Annotated in this window: 17 protein-coding genes; 13 read left to right on the top strand and 4 right to left on the bottom strand. The window is 64.1% G+C overall.

Features of this window, described 5'->3' with window-relative positions:
- Window positions 1–5: 5 nt before the first annotated feature.
- Window positions 6–1175: an ADP-forming succinate--CoA ligase subunit beta gene (sucC, locus tag ACLKOZ_RS00445; protein WP_337350367.1), complete on the top strand. Its 1170-nt coding sequence runs from the start codon at window positions 6–8 to the stop codon at window positions 1173–1175.
- 11 nt (window positions 1176–1186) lie between these two features.
- Window positions 1187–2089 carry a succinate--CoA ligase subunit alpha gene (gene sucD, locus ACLKOZ_RS00450; RefSeq protein ID WP_337346361.1) on the top strand — a complete coding sequence of 301 codons (903 nt, stop codon included), beginning with the start codon at window positions 1187–1189 and terminating at the stop codon, window positions 2087–2089.
- Between the two features lie 148 nt (window positions 2090–2237).
- On the opposite strand, the gene ACLKOZ_RS00455 is transcribed toward sucD, so the two are convergent.
- Entirely contained in the window at window positions 2238–2720 is a 483-nt protein-coding gene (locus tag ACLKOZ_RS00455) for an SRPBCC family protein (RefSeq protein WP_337346362.1), read from the bottom strand.
- Window positions 2717–3082, bottom strand: coding sequence for an ArsR/SmtB family transcription factor (locus ACLKOZ_RS00460; RefSeq protein WP_436472193.1), 366 nt, complete (start codon window positions 3080–3082; stop codon window positions 2717–2719). Before ACLKOZ_RS00460 ends, ACLKOZ_RS00455 begins: the two co-directional genes overlap by 4 nt.
- On the opposite strand from ACLKOZ_RS00460, the gene ACLKOZ_RS00465 reads away from it, so the two are divergent.
- Window positions 3072–3257, top strand: coding sequence for a hypothetical protein (locus ACLKOZ_RS00465; RefSeq protein WP_436472194.1), 186 nt, complete (start codon window positions 3072–3074; stop codon window positions 3255–3257). The two genes, ACLKOZ_RS00460 and ACLKOZ_RS00465, sit on opposite strands and share 11 nt — an antisense overlap.
- Here the strand turns inward: ACLKOZ_RS00465 and ACLKOZ_RS00470 are convergent.
- Window positions 3254–3703 carry a MarR family winged helix-turn-helix transcriptional regulator gene (locus ACLKOZ_RS00470; RefSeq protein ID WP_337346364.1) on the bottom strand — a complete coding sequence of 150 codons (450 nt, stop codon included), beginning with the start codon at window positions 3701–3703 and terminating at the stop codon, window positions 3254–3256. The two genes, ACLKOZ_RS00465 and ACLKOZ_RS00470, sit on opposite strands and share 4 nt — an antisense overlap.
- Window positions 3704–3872: 169 nt before the next feature.
- Between ACLKOZ_RS00470 and ACLKOZ_RS00475 the strand changes: the two genes are divergently transcribed.
- From ACLKOZ_RS00475 to ACLKOZ_RS00520, 10 genes are all read left to right on the top strand, one after another.
- The gene (locus ACLKOZ_RS00475; RefSeq protein ID WP_436472195.1) at window positions 3873–5084 is read left to right on the top strand and encodes an MFS transporter; all 1212 of its coding nucleotides are present in this window, start codon (window positions 3873–3875) and stop codon (window positions 5082–5084) included.
- A 370-nt stretch (window positions 5085–5454) separates the two neighbouring features.
- On the top strand, window positions 5455–5859 hold the full coding sequence (locus ACLKOZ_RS00480; RefSeq protein WP_436472196.1) for a tautomerase family protein: 405 nt from the start codon (window positions 5455–5457) through the stop codon (window positions 5857–5859).
- 200 nt (window positions 5860–6059) lie between these two features.
- On the top strand, window positions 6060–7061 hold the full coding sequence (gene iolC, locus ACLKOZ_RS00485; protein ID WP_436472197.1) for a 5-dehydro-2-deoxygluconokinase: 1002 nt from the start codon (window positions 6060–6062) through the stop codon (window positions 7059–7061).
- Window positions 7058–7999 carry a Cgl0159 family (beta/alpha)8-fold protein gene (locus ACLKOZ_RS00490; RefSeq protein ID WP_436472198.1) on the top strand — a complete coding sequence of 314 codons (942 nt, stop codon included), beginning with the start codon at window positions 7058–7060 and terminating at the stop codon, window positions 7997–7999. Before iolC ends, ACLKOZ_RS00490 begins: the two co-directional genes overlap by 4 nt.
- Window positions 8000–8038: 39 nt before the next feature.
- Window positions 8039–9967 (top strand): 3D-(3,5/4)-trihydroxycyclohexane-1,2-dione acylhydrolase (decyclizing), encoded by a 1929-nt coding sequence (iolD, locus tag ACLKOZ_RS00495; RefSeq protein ID WP_436472199.1) that lies wholly within the window; start codon window positions 8039–8041, stop codon window positions 9965–9967.
- 33 nt (window positions 9968–10000) lie between these two features.
- Window positions 10001–11512 carry a CoA-acylating methylmalonate-semialdehyde dehydrogenase gene (locus ACLKOZ_RS00500; RefSeq protein WP_436472200.1) on the top strand — a complete coding sequence of 504 codons (1512 nt, stop codon included), beginning with the start codon at window positions 10001–10003 and terminating at the stop codon, window positions 11510–11512.
- Window positions 11513–11612: 100 nt separating this feature from the next.
- Window positions 11613–12524: a sugar phosphate isomerase/epimerase family protein gene (locus ACLKOZ_RS00505; RefSeq protein WP_436472201.1), complete on the top strand. Its 912-nt coding sequence runs from the start codon at window positions 11613–11615 to the stop codon at window positions 12522–12524.
- A gap of 35 nt (window positions 12525–12559) precedes the next feature.
- Window positions 12560–13573, top strand: a complete 1014-nt coding sequence (locus tag ACLKOZ_RS00510; protein ID WP_436472202.1) for a Gfo/Idh/MocA family protein — start codon at window positions 12560–12562, stop codon at window positions 13571–13573.
- A gap of 34 nt (window positions 13574–13607) precedes the next feature.
- Entirely contained in the window at window positions 13608–14480 is an 873-nt protein-coding gene (locus ACLKOZ_RS00515; RefSeq protein WP_436472203.1) for a sugar phosphate isomerase/epimerase family protein, read from the top strand.
- A 119-nt stretch (window positions 14481–14599) separates the two neighbouring features.
- Window positions 14600–15955, top strand: coding sequence for a sugar porter family MFS transporter (locus ACLKOZ_RS00520; protein ID WP_436472225.1), 1356 nt, complete (start codon window positions 14600–14602; stop codon window positions 15953–15955).
- A 99-nt stretch (window positions 15956–16054) separates the two neighbouring features.
- On the opposite strand, the gene ACLKOZ_RS00525 is transcribed toward ACLKOZ_RS00520, so the two are convergent.
- The gene (locus tag ACLKOZ_RS00525; protein ID WP_436472204.1) at window positions 16055–16348 is read right to left on the bottom strand and encodes a Gfo/Idh/MocA family oxidoreductase; all 294 of its coding nucleotides are present in this window, start codon (window positions 16346–16348) and stop codon (window positions 16055–16057) included.
- Window positions 16349–16409: the final 61 nt, after the last annotated feature.

The following is a 16409-nucleotide window of genomic DNA, read 5'->3' on the forward strand; positions in this document are numbered from 1 at the left end:
AAACCGTGGACCTGTTTGAATACCAGGCGCGCGATATGTTCGAGGCGCACGGTGTACCCGTGCTTGCTGGCATCGTGGCGTACACCCCAGAAGAAGCAAAGGCAGCTGCCGAGAAGATCGGCGGCGTAACTGTCGTTAAGGCCCAGGTTAAGGCCGGTGGCCGCGGTAAGGCCGGCGGCGTCAAGGTTGCCAAGACCGCCGATGAGGCACTTGAGCACTCCACCAACATCCTGGGCATGGACATCAAGGGCCACACCGTTAACAAGGTGATGATCGCCCAGGGTGCGGACATCGCCGAGGAATACTACTTCTCCGTCCTGCTCGACCGGGCAAACCGCAACTATCTGGCCATGTGCTCGGTTGAGGGCGGCATGGAGATCGAGCAGCTGGCCGTCGAACGTCCGGAAGCACTGGCCAAGATCGCCATCGACCCCGCCGTCGGCATCGACCAGGCTAAGGCTGACGAAATCGTTGCAGCTGCAGGCTTCGCTGAGGAACTGCGCGGCAAGGTCGCCGCCGTGATCCTCAAGCTCTGGGACGTCTTCAAGAAGGAAGACGCCACCCTGGTGGAGGTCAACCCGCTCGTCAAGACCGGCGCCGGCGACATCGTGGCACTGGACGGCAAGGTCTCGCTGGACGAGAACGCCGACTTCCGCCACGCCAAGCACGCCCTCCTTGAAGACAAGGACGCTGCCGATCCGCTCGAGGCCAAGGCCAAGGCGCAGGACCTGAACTACGTCAAGCTGGACGGCTCCGTAGGCATCATCGGAAACGGTGCAGGCCTGGTCATGTCCACCCTGGACGTTGTTGCCTACGCCGGCGAAAACCACGGCAACGTCAAGCCCGCCAACTTCCTGGACATCGGAGGTGGAGCTTCCGCCGAGGTCATGGCAGCCGGCCTTGACGTCATCCTCGGTGACGAGCAGGTCAAGTCCGTGTTCGTGAACGTCTTCGGTGGCATCACCGCGTGTGACGCCGTAGCCAAGGGCATCGTTGGTGCTCTGGCCGAGCTGGGCCACTCCGCGAACAAGCCGCTGGTAGTCCGCCTCGACGGCAACAACGTTGAGGAAGGCCGCCGCATCCTGGCCGAGGCCAACCACCCGCTGGTTACCCTGGCCGCCACCATGGACGAGGGCGCCGACAAGGCCGCCGAGCTCGCCAACGCAGCTAAGTAAAGGGACGCACCATGTCTATCTATCTGAACAAGGACTCCAAGGTCATCGTCCAGGGCATCACCGGCGGCGAAGGCACCAAGCACACCGCCCTGATGCTCAAGGCCGGCACCAACATTGTTGGCGGCGTCAACGCCCGTAAGGCCGGCACCACGGTCCTGCACGGCGAAACCGAGATCACTGTTTTCGGCACCGTCAAGGAAGCCATGGCCGAAACCGGCGCCGACGTCTCCATCGTCTTCGTGCCCCCGGCCTTCACCAAGAACGCCGTTGTTGAAGCCATCGAGGCAGGCATCGGCCTGGTCGTTGTCATCACCGAAGGCGTTCCGGTCCAGGATTCCGCCGAGTTCTGGGCATTGGCCCAGTCCAAGGTTGACGCAGACGGCAACCAGGTCACCCGCATCATCGGCCCGAACTGCCCCGGGATCATCACTCCGGGCGAGGCCCTGGTTGGCATCACCCCGGCCAACATCACGGGCAAGGGCCCCATTGGCTTGGTTTCCAAGTCGGGCACCCTGACCTACCAGATGATGTACGAACTGCGCGACCTTGGCTTCTCCACCGCCATCGGCATCGGCGGCGACCCCGTCATCGGTACCACCCACATCGACGCCCTGGCTGCATTCGAGGCCGACCCCGAGACCAAGGCGATCGTCATGATCGGCGAAATCGGTGGCGACGCTGAAGAGCGTGCGGCTGACTTCATCAAGGCCAACGTCACGAAGCCGGTTGTTGGCTACGTGGCCGGCTTCACCGCTCCCGAGGGCAAGACCATGGGCCACGCCGGTGCCATCGTCTCCGGTTCCGCCGGAACCGCCCAGGCCAAGAAGGAAGCCCTTGAGGCTGCAGGCGTCAAGGTTGGCAAGACGCCTTCCGAGACCGCCAAACTGCTTCGCGAAGTTTACGCGGCGCTCTAGGCTCCACAGCTCCACACAGCAGCGCGGGGTCACCCGCCGTCCCTCGGGACGGTGCGGTGACCCCGCGTTTCCTGCTTACGCACGACGACGGACGGTCACCTTCACGGGAAAGGTGACCGTCCGTCGTCGTACTTGGTGTTTTTGGATTTCAGACTTTAGCGCCGCTGAGCAGTTCATCCAGCCGCTCGTAGCCCTCCGTCATTCCACCCTCCATGCCGGACTGCGCCATGCCGTCCCGTGCCTCCTGCGTGGGGTAGACCGAGTGGCCCTTCAGGCGGGTGCGTCCGTTGCCGAGGTCCTCGAAGGTCATGAACTCGAGGCTGACGATGTCCGGGTAGCCGCCGAATTCGAAGGTCTGGATGGCGAACTCGTTTTCACGGACAGTGTGAAAGATTCCCTTGAATTCGTAGGCGACGCCGTCCGGCCCCGTGTGTACGTAGCTGTAGCCGCCGCCGGTGCGGAAATCGTAGTGGTTGATTTCCATCTTGAGTCCCCGCGGACCGAGCCACTGGACGATCAGGTCCGGGTCCTTGTGGGCGCGGAACACGTCCGCCACCGGGAAGTCGAACTCCCGCTCGTAGTCGATAAAGGGGAGTCCCTCTGGGATGCTGAGTTTCAGTTCGTTGCTCATGATGGGTCCTTTGCCTGTGTGCCGCTCGCGGCGGCGCTGGAATGGTGGAGCACGGCATCGAGGCTGCGGAACTGCCCCTCGCGGACCAACCGGTACTGGTCAATCCATGCGGTGAGCGCCTCCAGCCGTGCGGGGTTCAGGTGGACGGGCCGGCGTTGCGCGTCGCGGGTCCTGGTGACCAGCTGTGCCTGCTCGAGTACCTGGATGTGCTTCGAGACCGCCTGCTTGGTGATCGCGAATGGTTCCGCCAATTCGTTTACCGTGGCCGGGCCCCGGCTGAGCCGGGCGATGATGAGGCGTCGCACGGGGTCGGCCAGGGCCATAAAAGCCGAGTCCAGTGAGGCGTCGTCGGTGGACTTCATCGTGCTGCGGGGCCTTCCTGAATCAAAATCAACCAAATCGTTGATCAACTTATTGGTTGATTACAAATCTATGCCTTATGTGGCCGCCGGTCAAGGAGTTTTTGTCCAGCTAATGCCGCGCGTGAGGTTTACCGGGGGTTATCTCGATAAAAACGCGATGCGGCAGCGCGGCTAGACCGGGGCGTGGAGGCCGGGGAGGGCGTCCACCAGGGCGGCCAGTTCGGGAACCTCATGGGCCTCGGCCAGGGCGCGTTCCAGGGTGGCATCGTGTACCGGCCGGGCCTCCTCCAGCAGCTTGATCCCACCGGCCGTGAGCTCGGTGTAGATTCCGCGGCGGTCGTCCGCGCAGAGGATCCGGGTCAGGAGGCCCCTTTCCTCGAGCCGGTTTACCAGGCGGGTGGTGGCGCTGGCGCTGAGGGCGGTGGCGCGGGCCAGTTGCTGCATTCGCATGTGCCAGCCGTCCTGCCGGCTGAGCGCGTCCAGCACGGTGTACTCCACTACTGATAGCTGTGATTCGGCCTGGAGCGAGCGTTCCAGCTCACCTTCGATCATCCCGTGCAGCGCCGCCAGAGTGCGCCAACCCTGCGCCCGGACCTCCATGGCGTCGTCCTTGATGCCCATTTCTTTATCCTCTTCCGATGCTGTCCAGCGGCCCAATGGCATGTGTGCGGACACGACCAATAATAGTTGCTTGCGCGTTGTATTTGCGTGTGCAACAATAAATAACGCGTCTGCAACTACTAGCTTACGCGTCCTATCTCATTCCGTACAGTTTTTGAAGGAGCATCCCATGCCCATTGGCCTGATAGCCCTCGCCCTTGGCGGGTTCGGCATCGGACTCACCGAGTTCGTCATCATGGGCCTGCTGCCCGAGGTTGCCGCCGATTTCCAGGTCAGCGAGGCCACGGCAGGCTGGCTGATCTCCGGTTACGCCCTCGCCGTCGTTGTCGGCGCCCTGCTGCTCACCGCGGCCGTCACCCGGTTCGAACGCAAGCCCGTCCTGGCGGTGCTGCTGGTGCTGTTCATCGCCGGCAACCTGATCTCCGCGATCGCTCCCGGCTACGGGATGATGATGGTCGGACGCATCATCGCCGCCCTGGCCCACGGCGCCTTCTTCGGCATCGGTGCCGTGGTGGCCGCGGACATGGTGGCTCCCACCAAGAAGGCCGGGGCCATCGCCATCATGTTCACCGGGCTCACCGCGGCCAATGTCCTGGGCGTGCCCTTCGGTACAATGCTGGGACAGGCGGCAGGCTGGCGCTCCACCTTCTGGGCCATCACCGTCATTGGCGTCATCGCCCTGGCGGGAATCCTCACCCTGGTTCCCAAAACCGGTCACGGGGACACTACTCCGGGAACCCTCCGCAGCGAACTTCGTGCCTTCCGATCCGGCCAGGTGTGGCTCTCCATCCTGGTTACGATCCTCGGCTACGGCGGCATGTTCGGCGCCTTCACATATATCGCCTTCACGCTCACCGAGGTCTCCGGCTTCGCGGCGACCACTGTGCCGTGGCTGCTGATCGTCTTCGGCGTGGGGCTCTTCATCGGCAACACCCTGGGCGGCAAGGCAGCGGACCGGAACGTGGACCGCACCCTCATGGTGGTACTCGCCGTCCTGGTGGTTGTTCTCGTCGGCTTTGCCCTGACCGCCGGCAATCAGGTCCTTACGGTCACCTCGATAGTCCTGATGGGCGGCTTCGGATTCGCCACCGTCCCAGGCCTGCAGATGCGCGTCATGAAATATGCCAGCCGCGCCCCCACCCTGGCCTCGGGCGCCAACATCGGTGCCTTCAACGTAGGCAACGCCCTCGGAGCCTGGCTCGGCGGCGTGACCATCACCGCCGGGCTCGGCTACACCTCGCCCATCTGGGCCGGCGCCGCCATCACCCTCCTCGGACTCGGCGTGATGATCATCGCCGCCGCCCGGGCCAAGCGGACTGCCGCGCAGCAGGTACCCATCGGCGGCCCCGTTGCCGCCGAGCCTGTCACCGTCCTTTCCTAGGCTGTGCTTTCTTATCCCATCCAAGAGCAGGACGCAAAAGCCTGGATGTCTTTGGCTTCGAGCTGACCGCCGACGAGTTGTCAGTGATCGATGGCCTCGAAAAGGACGGCCCCACCGGCCCGCACCCCGCGGAGTTCAATGGCTAAGCATCTCCGGGACCCTGGTTCCGGCCGCGTGTCTGCGGAACCGCACAACTGCATAAGTACGACGACGGACGGTCACCATCGCTGCGACGGTGACCGTCCGTCGTCGTACTGGTTTCCTGTCTGTCCTCGGGGAGTGGGTGGCGCTTGGTCACCAGCGTTGCCGGGACTCTTGCCTGACGAGCGTAAAGTTTGTTAGTATGTCAGGACAAACTAAAGGAGAAAAAATGCCGCTCGTGCGCATCGACGTCAACCAGGGACGCAGTGCCGAAGACCTGCGCCGTCTTAGCCAGGGGATCCATGACGCGATCCTCGCGGAATACAAGATCCCGGAGCGGGACTACTTCCATATCCTGACCGAGCACCCTGCCGGGCAGATTTTTGCCCAGGACGCGGGCCTCGGATTTGAACGCACGAGCGAAGTGGTGATGATCCAGATCTTTACGCAGGGCGGACGCTCGCAGGCGGCAAAACAGCGACTCTTTGCAGCTGTAGCGGAAAAGCTTGCCCACGCAGGCATTGCCGGCGAGGACGTCTTTATTGGATATGTGGAAAACACTGCGGGCGACTGGTCCTTTGGATTCGGCCGGGCCCAATATGTCACCGGTGAGCTGGCTGTACCCAAGAAATAGGCCTCCTTTCCGGTGGAAAGGCCGCCAGGCGTACGCTTGTGAACGCAGGTTTGGCAAGTTGTAAATATGTCAGTACAAACCTTTGACAGGACATTGATTCTAGGGCAAAGTAGTGGTTGTGGCCCCGCTCACGGGGGTCGGAACCGGAGCTCTAACTGCTCAGAGGTACAGAGTTCAAACGAGAAAGGTCCGCGATTACCGTGACCCACGAACTGCTCACGATCGGGCGCATCAGCGTTGATATCTACCCGAACGACATTGGTGTGGACCTCGAGGACGTGACGTCCTTCGGGAAGTACCTCGGCGGATCGCCGTCGAACGTTGCCGTAGCAGCTGCCCGGCACGGCCGCCGGTCCGGTGTGATCACCCGCACCGGTGATGACGCGTTCGGGACGTACCTGCACCGGGAACTGAAGAAGTTCAATGTGGATGATTCCTTTGTTACGCCGGTGAAGGAGTGGCCCACCGCCGTGACCTTCTGTGCGATCAAACCGCCGAAGGACTCTCCGCTGTACTTCTACGGCCGGTTCCCCACGGCTCCGGACCTGCAGATCAAGGCTTCCGAGTTGGACCTGGACGCGATTCGCGACGCCGGCATCTTCTGGTCCACCGTAACCGGCCTCTGCCAGGAACCCAGCCGTGAAGCGCACATCAAAGCCCACGAGGCCCGCCCGAAGGCCGGCTTGGAACAGGGCCAGTTCACTGTCCTGGACCTGGACTACCGGCCCATGTTCTGGGCATCGGAAGAGGAAGCCCGGGCCCAGGTCGCGAAGATCCTGCCGCACGTGACGGTGGCGATCGGCAATGACAAGGAATGCGCCGTCGCGGTAGGCGAGGGGACCCCTGATGAGCAGGCGGACCGGCTGCTGGCTGCGGGTGTGGAGATCGCCGTTGTCAAGCTCGGACCTGAAGGGGTCATGGCCAAGACCCGCACCGAACGAGTGGTGTCCGCCCCGGTTCCGGTGGAGACCATGAATGGCCTGGGCGCCGGAGACTCCTTCGGCGGGGCGTTCTGCCACGGTCTGCTGTCCGGATGGCCGCTGGCGCAGGTCCTGGACTACGCGAATGCCGCCGGTGCGATTGTTGCCTCCCGTTTGTCCTGTGCCGATGCGATGCCGACGCCGGACGAGGTCACCTCGCTGCTGGCGGAACGCGGCCGCCTTGTCCCTGGACAGGTCGCTACTGAAGGAGCAGCGCTGTGACTCTCACGCCCCTTGCCTCGAACAATGCCGTGGACGATGATCCCCGCCGCTATGCGCACCTGAGCACCATCCGGCTCGAGGATCCGGACGCCATTGCCCGGGCAGCCGGGGCGCGGCGCCGGCACCCTGGCTTGAAGTACGGCCGGCAGAATTTCATCGTTGCCGCCGACCACCCCGCCCGCGGTGCACTCGCCGTCGGGAATGATCCGGTGGCCATGGCCGACCGCCGCCAGTTGCTGGACCGGCTGCAGATTGCGCTGGCCAATCCGGACGTGGACGGCGTGCTCGCCTCGCCGGACATCATGGACGACCTACTCCTGCTGGGGGCGCTGGAAGGAAAGCTGGTCTTCGGGTCCATGAACCGCGGCGGCCTCGCCGGCCTGGTCAACGAGTTCGATGACCGCTTCACTGGCCACACGGCCGCTGCACTGGAGGCGCTGGGGGCCGACGGCGGCAAGATGCTGACCCGTATCTGCCTCGGCGACCCGGACACTGTGTCCTTGCTGGAAGCGACCGCGAAGGCCATTGACTCCCTCGCTGAGCGGAAGCTGATCGCCATGGTGGAACCGTTCCTGTCCGTCCGCGAACACGGCAAGGTCCGCAATGACCTGTCCACCAACGCCGTTATCAAGTCGATCGCGATTGCCGAGGGCCTGGGTTCCACGAGTGCGTACACGTGGATGAAGCTGCCGGTCGTGGCGGACATGGAGCGTGTCATGGCTGCGACCACCATGCCCACGGTTTTGTTGGGCGGGGATCCGGACGGTACGCAGGACGAAGTCTTCGCCAGTTGGGAAGCCGCCCTGGCGCTTCCCGGCGTGCAGGGCCTCACTGTCGGGCGGACGTTGTTGTATCCGGCCGACGGCGATGTTGCCGGCGCCGTGGCCACCGCAGCTTCCCTCCTTAACCACACCGCATCAGCAGAAGTATCGGAGTAACTTCCCATGGGGACGAGAACAGCATCAGGGACCCGTCTAATGACCGTGGCCCAGGCCGTCGTCGAGTATCTTTCCAAGCAGTACACCGTCGATTCCGTCGGCGGGGTGGACTTCCGGGAACGCCTGATTCCGGGCACGTTCGGGATCTTCGGGCACGGCAACGTCGCCGGTGTCGGACAGGCTTTGAAGCAATACCAGCAGCTTGACCCGCGGATCATGCCCTACTATCAGGGACGGAATGAGCAGGCGCAGGCGCACCAGGCTGTCGGGTACGCCCGGCACACCCGTCGACGCCAGACGTTCGCGATCAGCACTTCGATCGGGCCGGGTTCCTCGAACCTGCTCACCGGCGCGGCCTTGGCGACGACGAACCGGCTCCCGGTACTGCTGCTGCCGTCAGATACGTTCGCTACGCGCGCCGCGGACCCGGTCCTGCAGCAGCTCGAACAGCCCTATGCCTACGACATCACGGTCAACGACGCGTTCAGGCCGTTGTCTAAATTCTTTGACCGGGTTTCCCGGCCGGAGCAGCTATTCTCGGCGTTCCACCACGGCCTGCGGGTCCTGACGGATCCGGCGGAGACAGGTGCTGTGACGATTTCGCTGCCGCAGGATGTCCAGGCCGAGGCTTTTGATGTGCCGGAGGAGTTCCTGGCCGAGCGGGAGTGGCGGATCCGCCGCCCGGACGCCGACGACGACGATATCGCCCGAGCCGCCGAGGCGATCCGTGCCGCCAAGCGGCCGCTGATCATCGCCGGCGGTGGTGTCCTGTACGCCTACGCCAACGACGAACTCGCTGCTTTCGCTGAGTTGACCGGCATTCCGGTGGGGAATACGCAGGCCGGCGTCGGTGTCCTGCCCTGGGACCACAAGTTCTCCCTCGGCGCGATCGGCTCAACGGGGACGACGGCGGCGAATGCCATCGCCGCGGAGGCGGACCTGATCATCGGCATCGGCACCCGTTACGAGGACTTCACCACCGCGTCCCGCACGGCGTTCCAGAACCCGGACGTGCGCTTCATCAACATCAACGTCGCCGCGATTGATGCGTACAAGCACGGCACCACGCTGCCGATTGTGGCCGACGCCCGCAAGGCCCTGGTCAAGCTCAATGCAGCCCTGGGCGGGTACCGCGTCGGTGCGGACCTCGAAGCGGCCATCGCGGTGCAGAAGCAGCGCTGGGACGCCACCGTGGACGAGGCCTTCGACACCCGGCACACACCGTTGCCGGCGCAGAACGAGATCATCGGCGCCACCTCCCGGGCCATGGACGCCACTGACGTGGTGATCTGTGCCGCGGGGTCGCTGCCGGGGGACCTGCACAAAATGTGGCGCGTCCGTGACCCGTTCGGTTACCACGTGGAGTATGCGTACTCCTGCATGGGCTACGAAATCCCGGGCGGGCTAGGCGTCAAGCGTGCAGCCCTCGCAGAGGCCGCGCGAAACGGAACCCAGCGCGACGTCGTCGTGATGGTGGGGGACGGCTCCTACCTGATGATGCACACCGAACTGGTCACCGCCGTCGCCGAACGGATCAAACTGATCGTGGTCCTGATCCAGAACCACGGCTACGCCTCCATCGGATCGCTCTCCGAAATGCTCGGTTCCCAGCGGTTCGGCACCCAGTACCGGGCCTTGGACGAGGAACAGCACAGCTTCGACGAGGGCGAAACCCTGCCGGTGGACCTGGCCCTGAACGCCGAATCCCTGGGCGTGAAGGTGGTCCGGATCGAGCCCGGCGAGAAGGTCATCGCTGAACTCGAACAGGCCATCCGCGACGCCAAAGCAGCCCCGGAACGCGGCGGGCCCATCCTGATCCACGTCGAATCCGACCCGCTGCTGGATGCCCCATCCTCCGAGTCCTGGTGGGACGTCCCTGTCTCCCAGGTCTCCGAACTGGACTCCACCCAGCAGGCCTACCAGACCTACACCGACCACAAGTCCCGCCAGCGCAAACTGCTCGGCTAGAAACCCCTCACACCCACTCAAGGAAGAGTCCCCATGACTGTCACCACTGAGACCACCACCATCAACCACTTCATCAACGGTTCCGAGACTGCCGGCGAGGGCGACCGCACGCAGCCGGTTTTTAACCCGGCCACGGGTGCCGTGTCCGGGGAGTTGCGGCTGGCCAGCCGGGCGGACCTGGACGCCACGGTGGCCGCTGCCCGCGCCGCCGCCGATACCTGGGGTGACATTTCGTTGGCGAAGCGGACCGCGGTGCTGTTCAAGTTCCGTGAACTGGTCGCGGCGCACGTGGATGAGTTGGCTGAGCTGATTACGGCAGAGCACGGGAAGGTCATCTCCGATGCGAAGGGTGAGATCGGCCGCGGCCTGGAAGTCATCGAATACGCTTGCGGGATTCCGACCCTGCTGAAGGGCGATTACTCGGACCAGGTTTCCACGGGCATCGATGTGTTCTCTTTCCGTGAGCCGCTCGGTGTGGTCGCGGGGATCACGCCGTTCAACTTCCCGGTGATGGTGCCGTTGTGGATGGCGCCGATGGCGATCGCTACGGGTAACGCGTTCATCCTCAAGCCCTCCGAGCGTGACCCGTCTGCCTCGATGCTGCTGGCCAGGCTCTGGAAGCAGGCCGGGCTGCCTGATGGGGTGTTCCAGGTCCTGCACGGCGGCAAGGAGACCGTTGACGGGCTCCTGACGCACCCGGATGTGGACGGGATTTCCTTCGTCGGGTCCACCCCGATCGCGCAGTACGTCCATGAGACCGCCACGAAGCATGGCAAGCGGGTCCAGGCTTTGGGCGGGGCGAAGAACCACGCGATCGTGCTGCCCGACGCGGACCTGGACAACGCCGCGGACCACCTGGCCGCCGCTGCGTTCGGCTCCGCGGGGGAGCGGTGCATGGCGATTTCCGTGGCGGTCGCGGTCGGGGACGCCGCGGACTTGCTGGTCAAGAAGGTCCAAGAACGTGCCCTGGCCGTGAAGGTGGATAACGGCACCGCCCCGGGCGCGGAAATGGGCCCGGTCATCACCCCGGCCTCCAAGGACAGGATTGTCCGGATCGTCACCGAGGCAGAAGCCGCGGGAGCTGCGATGGTGGTGGACGGCCGGGACCTCGTGGTCCCCGGACATGAGGACGGCTTCTGGGTCGGCCCCACCGTGCTCGATCACGTGAAGACCGGGATGAGCGCGTACACCGAGGAAATCTTCGGACCCGTCCTCGTGGTGGTCCGCGTCGACACCCTGGAGGACGGCATCAGGCTGATCAACGCCAACCCGTACGGGAACGGCACCGCGATCTTCACCTCCTCCGGCGCGGCCGCCCGCAAGTTCCAGCGCTCCGTGACCGTGGGCATGATCGGCATCAACGTGCCCCTGCCCGTGCCGGTGGCCTATCACTCCTTCGGCGGCTGGAAAGCCTCCCTCTTCGGCGACAAACACATCTACGGCCCCGAAGGCGTGTCCTTCTACACCCGCGGCAAAGTCATCACCTCCCGCTGGCCCGAACCCACCCACGCCTCCGGCGCCTCCTACAACTTCCCCTCCAACTGACGACCCCACCGCCACCGATCGATTGCTCCCCACCGGCACCCTCGCAGTTTTGAACCTCCAAAAGGGCCGTTGCGGAGCAACCGATGAGAAGGATTGAGAAATGACTGAGAACAAGCTAATCATCGGCACCGCGCCGGACTCCTGGGGCGTCTGGTTCGCTGATGACCCTAAGCAGACCCCCTGGGAGCGGTTCCTCGACGAAGTGGCCGAATCCGGCTACAAGTGGATCGAACTCGGCCCCTACGGCTACCTCCCGAACGACCCCGCCCGGCTCGCCGAAGAGCTCAAGCAGCGTGACCTGAAAGTCACCGCGGGAACTGTCTTCACGGCGTTCCACCGCGGACTGGACCAGTGGGAGACCGCCTGGGAGCCGGCCCGAAAGGTCGCAGAACTCACCGCAGCCATGGGCGGCGAACACATGGTGGTCATCCCGGCCATGTGGCGGGATGACGTCACCGGTGAGGCCGTGGAAAGCGGGCAGCTCACCGAGAAGGCGTGGGCCGATCTGTTCGCCGGACACAACCGCCTGGGCAAGACCCTGCTGGAAGACTTCGGCCTGAAGCAGCAGTTCCACTCGCACGCCGACTCCCACGTGGGCGCCCAGGAAGACATCGAACACCTCCTCGCCGCGACGGACCCGAAGTACCTGAACCTATGCCTGGACACCGGCCACGCGGAGTACTGCGGTGCCTCCAGCCTTGAGCTCATCAAGAACTATCCGGACCGGATCGGCTACCTGCACCTGAAGCAGATCAACCCGGACATCTTGAAAAAGGTCAACGAGGAAAACATGACTTGGGCCGCGGCCAACCTGGCCGGCGTCATGACAGAGCCGCCGAACGGGCTGCCGGACCTGCGTGCAGTCATCGAAGCCGTCGAGGCACTGAACCGCCCCATCTTCGGAATTGTGGAGCAGGACATGTACCCGGTAGCGTTCGACGTCCCCATGCCGATCGCCAAGCGCACCCGCAACTACCTGTTGTCCTGCGGCTCCCGCACGGCCGTCAACTAACGCCCGCCTCGGGACCCGAACCTAAGGAAAGAACAATGACTGAAACCCTTCGCGTCGCCGTCATCGGCGCCGGCCGCATGGGCGCGGACCACATCCAGCGCCTCAACACGCGTATCCATGGAGCCGAAGTTGCCGCCGTCGTCGACGTCGACCTTGCCCGCGCCCAAGCAGCCCTTGAAGGCATTCCGGGCGCCGTCGCCCTGGCTGACGCCGAGGAGGCGCTGAATAACGGCGACGTCAACGCCGTCCTCATCGCCACGCCCGGTTTCCTGCACGAGGACATCCTGATCAAGGCGATCGCCAAAGACATCCCCATCCTCTGCGAAAAGCCGCTGACTCCGGGCGCCGAGTCCTCCTGGAAGATTGTCCGGGCCGAAATGAAGCTGGGCCGCAAGCGCATTCAGGTGGGCTTCATGCGCAGGTTCGACGCCGAATACGCCGCCTTGGGCGGCATCATCCGCAGCGGAGAACTTGGCGAGCTGCTGATGCTGCACCACCAGCACCGCAACCCCACCACCCCGGCCGGCTTCACCAATGAGATGCTGATCAACGATTCGGTGGTGCACGAGTTCGATGCCATCCGCTTCTTCACCGGTGAGGAAATTACCAGCGTCCAGGTGCGGCTGGGCAAGGCGACGAAGAATGCGCCCGCTGGCCAGCACGACCCCCAGCATGTCCTGCTGGAGACCGAATCCGGTGTCCTGGCCGACGTCGAAATCTTCGTCAACGCCAAGTTCGGCTACGAAGTAGCTACCCAGGCCTCGTTCGAGGAGGGCATCGTCAGCATCGGCGGGGACCAGGGACCATACACGCGCAGCTCCGGCCGCTGGGGCGGCAACGTCACCCCTGGTTTCGAAGAGCGCTTCGGTGCCGCGTACGACGTCGAAATCCAGTCGTGGGTGGACGCTGCGGTCCGCGGTGAGATCGGCGGCCCCACCGCCTGGGACGGTTATGCCACCGCGGCATGCTGCGAGGCCGGCGTCGAGGCACAGAAATCCGGCGAAAAGGTACAGGTCCGGCTCAACACCAAGCCTGACCTCTACAGCTAGCCCCTCCCGACCGAACCACAACGGAGTGTCCCACGTGAAAATTGCCCTCGACCCCACCCCGTACCATCACAGCCACAGCCTGCTGGAATTCCCGCGGGTGGCAGCCGATCTCGGTTACAAGTACCTGCAACTGACGCCGCATGCAGACATGATCCCTTTCTACAACCACCCCAAGGCCGACGACGAGCTCGTGGCCCAGATGAACAAGGCCTGCAAGGACGCCGGCGTCGAAATCGCCTCAGTGCTTCCCGTGCTGCGTTGGTCCGGCCCCGATGAGGATGCCCGCGAGGCGGCCGTTCGTTACTGGAAACGCGCTATCCGCATCGCCGTGGACCTCGGCGTCAGCACCATGAACACCGAATTCAGCGGCCGCCCGGAAAAAGCCGAGGAATCCGAACGCGCCTTCTACCGGTCCATGGAGGAACTGCTGCCGATCATCGAACGCGAGGGACTGGATGTGCTGATCGACCCGCACCCGGACGACTTCGTCGAAGACGGCCTGGCCGCCATCCGCGTCATCCGCGGTGTCAATTCGCCCAACATCGGCATGGTCTACGTGGCCTCACACACCTTCCACATGGGCAACAAACCCCTTGACATCATGCGCGCAGCGGGGGACAAGCTGCGCTTGGTCCACGTCTCGGACACGATGGACCACCACGCCTCCCACGGCCTGCGGTACATCACCAACCCACCCGGAAACGCCGTGCGCGTGCACCAGCACCTGAAGATCGGCGACGGCGACGTCAACTGGGACGAGTTCTTCGGCGGGCTCAAGGAAATCGGCTTCCTGGCCAAGGACAACACCGTGATGGTGTCCAGCGTCTTCGCCGAGGATGAAAACGCCGACGACGTGTCCCGCTACCAGCTGGAAACCATGCGCAAGTACGTCGCCAAGGCCAACTAGTGGCGAGGTTGGAACAAGACAAAGGAACCATGACACAACCACAACCAGCGACAGTCCAGGCCGCTGCCCCTGACGCCGCCCTGGCCGCCTCTCCGGACAACCCGAACCCGAAGAAGTTCATGCGGAAGGTAGCGTTGTTCTCCACCTTCGGCGGGTTGCTGTTCGGCTACGACACCGGCGTCATCAACGGCGCCCTTCCGTTTATGCAGAGGGACCTGGGGCTGACCCCGCTTACGGAAGGGCTTGTCACCTCCACCCTCCTGTTCGGTGCGGCCTTCGGCGCCATCAGCGCGGGACGGCTCTCGGACCGCTTCGGCCGCCGAAAGACCATCATGGGGCTGGCCTTGATCTTCGTGGTGGCCACCATCGCCTGCACCCTCTCACCCAGCACTGAACTGCTCATTGCGGCGCGGACCCTGCTGGGCCTGGCCGTGGGCGGTGCCTCCGTGATTGTCCCGGTGTACCTCGCCGAGATGTCGCCGGCAGCCCAACGCGGCCGCATCGTCACGCAAAACGAACTGATGATCGTTACCGGCCAGTTCCTGGCCTTCACGTTCAACGCCGTCCTCGGCAACGCCTTCCCCGAAGAAACGCATGTGTGGCGCTGGATGCTGGTTATCGCCACGCTCCCGGCCGTGGTCCTGTGGTTTGGGATGCTGGTCCTGCCGGAGAGCCCGCGCTGGCTGGCGTCCGCCGGCCGTTTTGGGGCCGTCCTTGACGTGCTGCGGTCCACCCGGGCCGCAGGCGACGTTTCTGCAGAGTTCGACGAGGTCCGGCAAGCGGCAAGGGAGGACTACAAGGCCAACCTCGGGACTTTCAGGGACCTCACCGTGCCCTGGATCCGCAGGATCTTCGTGGTGGGCCTGGGAATGGCCATCATCAACCAGATCAGCGGCGTCAACGCCATTATGTACTACGGGACGTCCATCCTGTCCTCGTCCGGATTCGGCGATCAGGGCGCCTTGATCGCCAACGTCCTGAACGGCGTGACGTCCGTTGTGGCCGTGATCATCGGCATGTACCTGATGACGCGCGTACCCCGCAAACCCATGCTGATCGTGGGGCTGTGCGGCACCGCTTCTTCCCTGACGGCCATTGCGCTCGTCTCCATGCTCCTGCCGGAGAGCACGTTACGCGGCTATCTTGTGCTGCTGTTTATGGTGACGTTCCTGGCGTCCATGCAGGGCTGCATCGGCACCGTCACATGGTTGACCATGTCCGAGATCTTCCCCATGCACGTCCGCGGCATCGCGATGGGCATCTGCGTCTTTGTGCTGTGGATGATCAACTTCCTGATCGGGTTCTCGTTTCCGCAGATGGTCTCGTGGATCGGTGTTTCGGCGACGTTCTTCATCTTCGTGGCACTGCAGCTGTCCGCCATTGTCTGGGTCAAGCGCGTCGTTCCGGAGACAAAGGATAAATCGCTGGAGGAGTTGGAGCACCTGTTCAAGCAACGCTCGGGCGTGCCCGCCTAGGGCGCCGAAAATGAGGCAGCAACAAACGCCCGACGCCGGCCGGCGTCGGGCGTTTATTCCTGCACCTCGCGGTGCGGGCCGGCGGGTGCGTTGTGGGTGCTAGAGCGCGATCACCACTTTCTCCTGCGCGCTGCGGCGGGCCGCGTCCAGGACCTCCAATGTCTGAATCCCCTCCGATGCGGGAACGGGTTCCGGCCCGTCGCCGCGGACCGCGCGGGCGAACTCGGCATAAAAGCCGGCCTGCGCAGAGGCAATGATCCTGCGGCCACGTAACTGCCCTTGCTGCCGTACGCGCGCAGCTCCCGGATGGAGGAGTAGTTCATTTTGCTGGCGGAGGCCGTGGAGACGGCACCCGATCAAATTCAAGGCTGTCCGCATTCTCTTCCAGGACAAGCTCTGTCGGTTCCTTATCGGGTGGGAATGTCCCACATGCCAGAAACAGCAAGGAGGCGTC

The sequence above is a fragment of the Arthrobacter sp. R4 genome, assembly GCF_051365025.1.
Lineage (GTDB): Bacteria > Actinomycetota > Actinomycetes > Actinomycetales > Micrococcaceae > Arthrobacter.